The sequence below is a fragment of the Vibrio gelatinilyticus genome (assembly GCF_022836845.1).
Taxonomy (GTDB): Bacteria; Pseudomonadota; Gammaproteobacteria; order Enterobacterales; family Vibrionaceae; genus Vibrio; species Vibrio gelatinilyticus.
The window spans coordinates 1-1,013 of the sequence record NZ_JAJNNZ010000047.1; the positions used below are offsets into that span (position 1 = coordinate 1).

The 1,013-nt window shown below is 48.0% G+C and carries 1 protein-coding gene; it reads right to left on the reverse strand.

Annotation, left to right across the window (positions count from 1 at the left end; translation table 11 throughout):
• Window positions 1-1,013 (reverse strand): diaminopimelate decarboxylase family protein (locus LNL84_RS19615; RefSeq protein ID WP_244359554.1); only part of this gene is annotated, 1,013 nt, incomplete at both ends.

Genomic DNA, 1,013 nt, shown 5'->3' on the forward strand with positions numbered 1-1,013 from the left:
GCTTGAGACTCAGCGTAGTGACCTACATCCATGATAGCTAGAACGTCGTTTGGTACCAGCTTAGGCATGGTTGCACCGCTTTCCCAGATTGATGGGATACAGATTGGACCCGCGATCTCAGTGGTTTTCTTAACAAGCGGTTGAGTCATCTTGTTTGCTGGAAGAACAGGGTTCTTCGACTCTTGAGACTCTACTAGCGTTGCCAGGTAAGTAGACGCGTCAACCATTGTGTAGGTGTAGTCAATTTCTTGGTCATCTTTAACCACGTAAACAGACGTTAGCAGCGTACCGATGTTACCTGCAATGTAACGGCCAGGTTCTAGCCACAGTTGTGGTACTTCAAAGCCTTCTTTGTTGAACTCTTCAAGCATACCGGCGCACACGATTTTCGCGTAGTCTTCGATAGTGTTTGAGTTCATCATGTGTTCTTTGCTACGACACTCTGGCTCACGCTCACGTGGCCAACCGCCGCCTAGGTCACATTGGAAAGGTTGAACGCCACACTCACGAGAGATCTCAATGATGTTACGTGCGTATTCGCGGTAAAGCGCATCCCAACCTTCAGGCTGCTTAGAGAAGCGACCTAGGTGAGTGTGGAAACCGTAGAATTCGAATACGTCGATTTCTTTCACGCGGTTAACAATCTTCTTCGCTTCTTCTTTAAGAAGACCGAATTTGATCCATTTCATCGCGCCGATGAAGTTAGGGAACGGGTAAGCATCTGGTTCGAAGTCGTTAAAGAAATCTTCTGGAATAACTTTAAGACGAACCGCGATACGGACTTTTTCAGCAGGCTTCACTTCGCGAGCGATACGCTCAACGATTTCGATCTCTTCATAAGAGTCTAGGTGAACCGCGTAGCCGTATTCAATCGCTTTACGGATAGCAAGCTCAGGCTTAACTGTACCGTTAAGTGCAATCGTTTTTGGATCTGCACCTGCGTAGTGAGTCGCTTCAACTTCACCAGGGCCGAAACAGTCACCGCCCACGCCTTCTTCGTTACAGATAGCACG